Raw genomic sequence first — 241 nt, forward strand, 5'->3', positions numbered from 1 at the left:
AAAGGTTTCCGACAACTTTTTGTCTATCGAGGTCAAGGAGGCTTGAAAGTGGGGTATCTTTTACAGAGAATTACGGGGGAGATTGCGGAAAATCTAAGAAAAGCGGCGGTGAAAGCGGGGGATTTGGACCCTTCGGACGAGTTTGCTTTTGAACTGGAAAAACCCAAAGAAAAAGCCCACGGAGATTTAGCCACTAACTTAGCAATGCTTCTTACCAAAAAGGCGCGGAAAAATCCGCGGG

General features: G+C 46.5%; 1 pseudogene. It reads left to right on the forward strand.

Going from position 1 to position 241, the window contains the following annotated elements:
• Nucleotides 1-48: 48 nt before the first annotated feature.
• A pseudogene (gene argS, locus ciss_RS11910) lies at nt 49-241 on the forward strand (arginine--tRNA ligase); the annotation flags it as partial.

The sequence above is a fragment of the Carboxydothermus islandicus genome, assembly GCF_001950325.1.
Taxonomy (GTDB): Bacteria; Bacillota; Z-2901; order Carboxydothermales; family Carboxydothermaceae; genus Carboxydothermus; species Carboxydothermus islandicus.